Raw genomic sequence first — 5,428 nt, 5'->3', positions numbered from 1 at the left:
CGTAGTCCATGAGCTTGCAGACAGGCGGCCGGCCCTGGGGAGCGATCTCGACCAGATCGAGGTCTGCCACTTGGGCAAGCTTCAACGCCTGATCGGTCGGCACGATGCCGACCGTCTCGCCATTGGGCCCGACAAGACGGACCTCCGGAACTCGGATCCGCTCGTTGATGCGCAGCTCGGTGCTGATGTGTCCTCCAGTGGATTGGGTGTGTGTGGACCAGGAGGAGACAGCGCTGAAATGAAGAACCGGCTCCCACTTTGTCCAAGCGGAAGCCAGCATCGGGTCCACGAAAATCGAGGACCCGGTCCGGACCGGAACCCGACGACCGCGAGGTCGGTGCGGGTGGGAGACGAACCTGCTGTCTCCGCTTGGTGGATCGGTCCCGCAAGCGGGACTGATCGGTCAACACCCAAGGTTAGCCGATCATTCCGGCGCCGGGCCAATCCACGCGGTCCCGTCTCCGAGCGGGGTCAGCCGCCATCCAGCTGCCAGGGCAGTCAGATCGTCGCCCTCGATCACGTATGTCGCAGGGCCGGCGATGTCGATGACGAGGGCTGCCGCCTCCTCCTGCACGGCCGCCCTGGCGGCCAGACGGGCAGCGACGGGCACGGGCCGGGCCTCGCTGTTCCAGCGTGCCAACGTGTGGGTGGACGTGAAGGCCAGCAGCCCGACTCGACCGTCAGGGCGCCGGACGAGCACCACGGCCATGTCGCTCGTCTTGTCGTGGGCGAGGCCCCGTTCGTCGATCTCGACCTCACCCAGCATCGCCACGACCGGGACCAGCAAGCGCGCGTCCTGCAGGACCAGCAGCGCGTCGCCGTGGGTGGTCTCGCCCTCGGCGTACGCCGCAAGTGCGGCCGCGAGGGCCGGGTCGGCGGTGCCGGTGTCGCCGGCAAAGCCCGGGTCGGGGATGAGTCGCTCCACCACCCCATTGTCCACTGTGCAACTCTGTGGCCGTGGACGAGGCAACCTGGGCGGCGCTCGCCGCGACCCTGACCCTGCTGGGACTCGCCTGGACCTGGGTGTCCTTCCGGCGTCGCGGTGCCCTCGCTGCGATGCGGCCCCTCGGCCTCACGTTGCTGCCGGTGGCTGCCTGGCTGACCGGCACGCTCGAGATGTTCACCGAGATCGCCGGCTCCGTGACCGACTGGGCGACCGGCCTGGTCCTCAACCCGATCACGTGGACCGGGATCGGGCTGGCGGGTCTGGGCGTCGTGCTCATCGTGCTGGCCGGGGTGCTGCGCGACCGTCAGCTCGCCCACGGCGGCCGGCCGGCCCGTGAGCGCCCTGCCCAGCTCTCCGAGGCGAGCTCCACCAAGGGTGGCGGTGGCTCGCCGGTCGTGGACGACGACCTGGCCGACATCGAGGCGATGCTGAAGCGGCGAGGCATCACGTGAGCGACTTCGTCGCGCGCAACCGCCTCTGGGCCAGGTTGAACGCGGCCGTCTCCCGGCACCCCGACCACCTCGCCACTCCCCTGGTGGTCGTGGACCTCGATGCCTTCGACGCCAACGCCGCCGACCTGGCCCGACGGGCGGGCGGCAAGCCGATCCGGGTCGCGTCGAAGTCCCTGCGCGTCCCGGCGCTGATCCAGCGCGCCCTTGCCCTCCCCGGTTTTCGTGGCGTCCTGGCGTTCACGCTGCGCGAGGCGCTGGTGCTGCACGAGCTGGGCGTCACTGACGACATCGTGGTCGGCTACCCGAGCCTCGACCGTGGGGCGCTGGCCGAGTTGGTCGCCTCCCCCACTGCAGCGGCCGCGATCACGCTGATGGTCGATGACCTCGCCCACCTCGACGTGGTCGACTCCATGCGCACGTCCCGCGCCGTGCAGATCCGGGTCGCCCTCGACGTCGACGCCGGTCTGCGACTCGGCAACCAGCACGTCGGTCCCAAGCGGTCACCGCTCTACGACCCCGCCGCAGTCGGTGCGCTCGGGCGGGCCGTCGCGGCCCGCGAGGGCTTCCGACTGGTGGGGGTGATGACCTACGAGGGCCAGGTCGCGGGCGTCCCGGACGACGTGCCCGGGCAACGGGCTCGGTCGATGGTGGTGCGCCGGCTCAAGCAGGTCTCGGTCACGCAGCTCGCCGTACGCCGCCGCGAGATCGCCGAGGTCCTGGCGGAGGTCGCCGCGCTGGAGTTCTTCAACGCCGGAGGCTCGGGGTCGGTCGAGAGCACCGTCGCAGACCCCGCTGTCACCGAGGTCGCTGCCGGCTCGGGACTGCTGGTCCCGGGACTGTTCGACCACTACCAGTCCTTCGCCCCCCGGCCGGCGGCCTTCTTCGGGTTGCGGGTGAGCCGGAAGCCGTCGCCCACGCTGGCCACGGTCCATGGAGGCGGCCTGATCGCGTCCGGCCCCGTCCGGGACGACCGGGCACCGGTCCCGTGGGCTCCCCCCGGGCTCCACCTCATCGGGCTCGAGGGTGCCGGCGAGGTCCAGACGCCCCTGACCGGCCACCCGGCAGCGATGTTGAGCATCGGCGATCTGGTGTGGTTCCGGCACGCGAAGTCCGGTGAGCTCTTCGAGCACGTCAACACAGCCCATCTCGTGCAGGGCGAGGAGATCGTCGAGGGGGTTGCGACCTACCGCGGCCTCGGTCATGCGTTCTGAGGACTGGGCGAGCCAGGCCCTTGCGCACGCACTGTCCGCCCAGCCGACGCTGGGATCTGGGCGCCTCATCTGCATCGACGGCCTGGCCGGTGCCGGCAAGACGACGCTGGCCGCCTCCCTGGGTCACCTGACGGGGGCGCCGGTGATTCATGCCGACGAGCTGCTCGGCGGCTGGGGTGCGCTGCCAGCGCTCGGGGCGACCATCGACGCAGTGCTGCGGCCACTGGCCGACGGTCGGAGGTCGTCCTGGCGGCGATGGGACTGGCACGCGTCGCAGTGGGCCGAGACCCACCTCGTCGAGCCGGCCCCGCTGCTCGTCATCGACGGGGTCGGGTGCGGCGCTTCGGCGTACGACGACCTGATCACCACCCTCGTCTGGATCGAGGCGGCCCCTGACGTGCGCCTGGCCCGCGGCCTCGCCCGTGACGGCGACCACATGCGCGCCGAGTGGGAGCAGTGGCTCGACGACGAAGCTGCCCTCCATGTGCGTGAACGCACCCGGGAGCGGGCCGACCTGGTCTACTCCACGAGCGCGTAGTTGTCCTGCCGGTAGCGGACCGAGTAGCCCGCCCGCTCGTAGATCCCCAGCGCCCCCGTCGGGTTGGCGGTGTCGACGTCGAGGCTGGAGGTGTCGAAGCCCGCTGCCTTGCAGGCGTGCAACGTGTGCGCCAGCAGGTTGGTCGCGAGCCCGCGCCCGCGGTAGTCCGGCAGCGTGCCGACGTAGGCGACGTAGGCCTCTCGACCCTTCTCCCCCGACGGCGCGAGCGCGTATTCGTGCGTGAAGACGTAGGCCGCAACGGCGTTGTCGCGCGCGGGGTCACGCAGCACGAAGGACTGGTCGTGGCGGGCGTGTGTGGCGGTGATCATGAACGGGGTCCAGTTGGCCTCGTCGATGTCGCTGTAGCTGGGATAGTCGCGGAAGGCGAGGTTCTGGGCGGCCCGCAGCTCGTCGGAGTCGGCCGGGTCGAAGGCGCTCAGCGCCAGGTCGTCGGGCAGGACCGGCTCCGGCAGCGAGTCAAAGGTCGAGACCATCAGGAAGTTGTGCCGGTCGAGGGTGAATCCGTGGCTGCTCAACAGGTCGGCCTGGTCGGACCTGCCGTCGAGTGCCCGGGTGCTGAACCTCGCCTTCTCGTCGGGGGCGTCCTGCTGGTGGACGGCACGCGCTGCGGCCAGGGCCCGCTCGAACATCACGGTGCCGAAACCCTGCCCGAGGTGCGCCGGGTCCACGTCACCGAAGAACAGGAAGGGGTGCACTCCGTCGACCGCCGTCCTGGGCAGGACGGCGGTGTAGGCCACCAGCCCGCCCGCGAACCAGCCGCCGTCGACGATGACGCCGGGGTAGTCCCCCATCAGCTCGACGACCTCGCGCGCGGCGAGCTCGAACCCGGTGGGGTGGTCCTTCGCGATGCGTGCCATCAGCTGGGCCAGGGCCTCCGCGTCGGCCGTCGTGATGGGTCGTGGGTCGAGGCGCATGGAGCGAACCCTAGGGCGTGCCTAGGGTGGGGATCATGACGTCCCCCTCGGGTGAGCAGTACGAGATCACCGCCGCCGGCTACACCGCCGTCGTCACCGAGAGCGGTGCCGCGTTGCGCGTCCTGTCGTACTCGGGTCGCCCCCTCGTCGACGGCTTCGCGCTCGACGAGATGTCGTCCGGCGGGCGCGGGCAGCTGCTCATGCCGTGGCCCAACCGGATCCGAGACGGCCGGTTCTCCTTCGGTGGTCATGATCACCAGCTCGCCCTCACCGAGCCCAAGCGGTCCCACGCCTCGCACGGCCTCGCCCGCTGGGCCGCCTGGACGTTGGAGGAGCACACGGCCAACTCGGTGTCGCTGGTCTACCGGGTGATGGCGCAGTCCGGCTATCCGTGGACGGTCGACCTGCACGTCCTCTACGACCTCGGCGCCGACGGGCTCACCGTGACGCAGACGGCGACCAACCTCGCCGGCGAGCCTGCGCCGTACGCCTGCGGCGCCCATCCCTACCTGTGTGTCGGGACTCCGGCCAACGGCGCCCTCGAACAGCTCGAGCTCACGCTCCCCGCGGGCACCCGCACCCTGAGCGACGACCGGCTGATCCCGACCTCGACGGTGCCGGTCGACGAGGCGCACGACTTCCGGGAGGGCAGGGCCGTCGGCACCGTGGCCTTCAACGAGACGTACGGCGACCTGGAGCGGGTCGACGGGGTCGCGACGGCCACCCTGCGTCGTCCGGGAGGCGGGCCGGGCGTCGCTTTGTGGGTGGGCGAGAACATCGCGTGGCTCCTGCTCTACAGCGCCGACGACGTGCCCGGCAAGGAGCGACGTTCGCTCGCGGTCGAGCCCATGACCGCTCCCGCAGACGCGTTCAACTCCGGGACGGACCTCGTGACGCTCGCCCCGGCCGGCGAGCCGGCTGACGAGCTGTCCGTCACCTGGGGCATCCGGGCCGTGTCGGCCGAGTGACCGGCACGGCTGACACGGACATCGTCGATCTGCGTGGCTCGGGCGCCCACGGCACGGGCGACCGACTCGCGAGCATCCCCGGCATCCGCACGGCGGCCTCACCGGAGGTCCAGCAGTTCGTGCTCGACGGCTTCCTCGAGACGGAAGTCTGCAAGGCACTCATCGAACGCATCGACTACTGCGTCAGACCATCGACGATCGCCGATCCCCACGGCGACGACTCCTTCCGCACCAGCAGCACCTGCGACCTCGATCACCGCGATCCACTCGCGCGCACCGTCGAGGCGAGGTTCCACGAGCTGACCGGCGTCCCGTCGGCGTACGGCGAACCGCTTCAGGGGCAGCGCTATGACGTCGGCCAGGAGTTCAAGGCGCACA

The 5,428-nt window shown here is 70.8% G+C and carries 8 protein-coding genes; 5 read left to right on the top strand and 3 right to left on the bottom strand.

Annotation, left to right across the window (positions count from 1 at the left end):
- Both infC and JWN68_RS11985 read right to left on the bottom strand, forming a co-directional pair.
- Nucleotides 1–289, bottom strand: a 289-nt coding sequence (gene infC / locus JWN68_RS11990; RefSeq protein WP_297739028.1) for a translation initiation factor IF-3, incomplete at its 3' end; no start/stop codon positions are given.
- A 135-nt stretch (nt 290–424) separates the two neighbouring features.
- Nucleotides 425–940, bottom strand: a complete 516-nt coding sequence (locus tag JWN68_RS11985) for an SseB family protein (protein WP_297739026.1) — start codon at nt 938–940, stop codon at nt 425–427.
- A gap of 17 nt (nt 941–957) precedes the next feature.
- On the opposite strand from JWN68_RS11985, the gene JWN68_RS11980 reads away from it, so the two are divergent.
- Genes JWN68_RS11980 through JWN68_RS11970 form a run of 3 tightly spaced genes read left to right on the top strand, consistent with a single transcriptional unit; the run spans nt 958 to nt 3,147 of the window.
- Nucleotides 958–1,398: a hypothetical protein gene (locus JWN68_RS11980; protein WP_297739025.1), complete on the top strand. Its 441-nt coding sequence runs from the start codon at nt 958–960 to the stop codon at nt 1,396–1,398.
- The gene (locus JWN68_RS11975; RefSeq protein ID WP_297739024.1) at nt 1,395–2,609 is read left to right on the top strand and encodes an amino acid deaminase/aldolase; all 1,215 of its coding nucleotides are present in this window, start codon (nt 1,395–1,397) and stop codon (nt 2,607–2,609) included. Before JWN68_RS11980 ends, JWN68_RS11975 begins: the two co-directional genes overlap by 4 nt.
- The gene (locus JWN68_RS11970) at nt 2,599–3,147 is read left to right on the top strand and encodes a 4-amino-4-deoxy-L-arabinose transferase (RefSeq protein ID WP_297739023.1); all 549 of its coding nucleotides are present in this window, start codon (nt 2,599–2,601) and stop codon (nt 3,145–3,147) included. Before JWN68_RS11975 ends, JWN68_RS11970 begins: the two co-directional genes overlap by 11 nt.
- Here JWN68_RS11970 and JWN68_RS11965 read toward each other — a convergent pair.
- On the bottom strand, nt 3,129–4,082 hold the full coding sequence (locus JWN68_RS11965) for a GNAT family N-acetyltransferase (RefSeq protein WP_297739022.1): 954 nt from the start codon (nt 4,080–4,082) through the stop codon (nt 3,129–3,131). The genes JWN68_RS11970 and JWN68_RS11965 overlap by 19 nt on opposite strands.
- 35 nt (nt 4,083–4,117) lie before the next feature.
- Here JWN68_RS11965 and JWN68_RS11960 point away from each other — a divergent pair, with 35 nt between their 5' ends.
- Nucleotides 4,118–5,050, top strand: a complete 933-nt coding sequence (locus JWN68_RS11960; RefSeq protein ID WP_297739021.1) for an aldose 1-epimerase family protein — start codon at nt 4,118–4,120, stop codon at nt 5,048–5,050.
- Nucleotides 5,047–5,428 (top strand): hypothetical protein (locus JWN68_RS11955; RefSeq protein WP_297739020.1); only part of this gene is annotated, 382 nt, incomplete at its 3' end. The genes JWN68_RS11960 and JWN68_RS11955, both read left to right, overlap by 4 nt.

The organism is Nocardioides sp. (assembly GCF_025964975.1).
Lineage (GTDB): Bacteria > Actinomycetota > Actinomycetes > Propionibacteriales > Nocardioidaceae > Nocardioides.
This window is presented reverse-complemented; position numbering and strand designations above follow the sequence as displayed.

Bases quoted from the DNA above. Each gene is read 5' to 3' on its own strand.
- JWN68_RS11960 (WP_297739021.1), top strand. From the start codon at position 4,118: ATGACGTCCCCCTCGGGTGAGCAGTACGAGATCACCGCCGCCGGCTAC.
- JWN68_RS11970 (WP_297739023.1), top strand. From the start codon at position 2,599: ATGCGTTCTGAGGACTGGGCGAGCCAGGCCCTTGCGCACGCACTGTCC.
- JWN68_RS11965 (WP_297739022.1), bottom strand. From the start codon at position 4,082: ATGCGCCTCGACCCACGACCCATCACGACGGCCGACGCGGAGGCCCTG.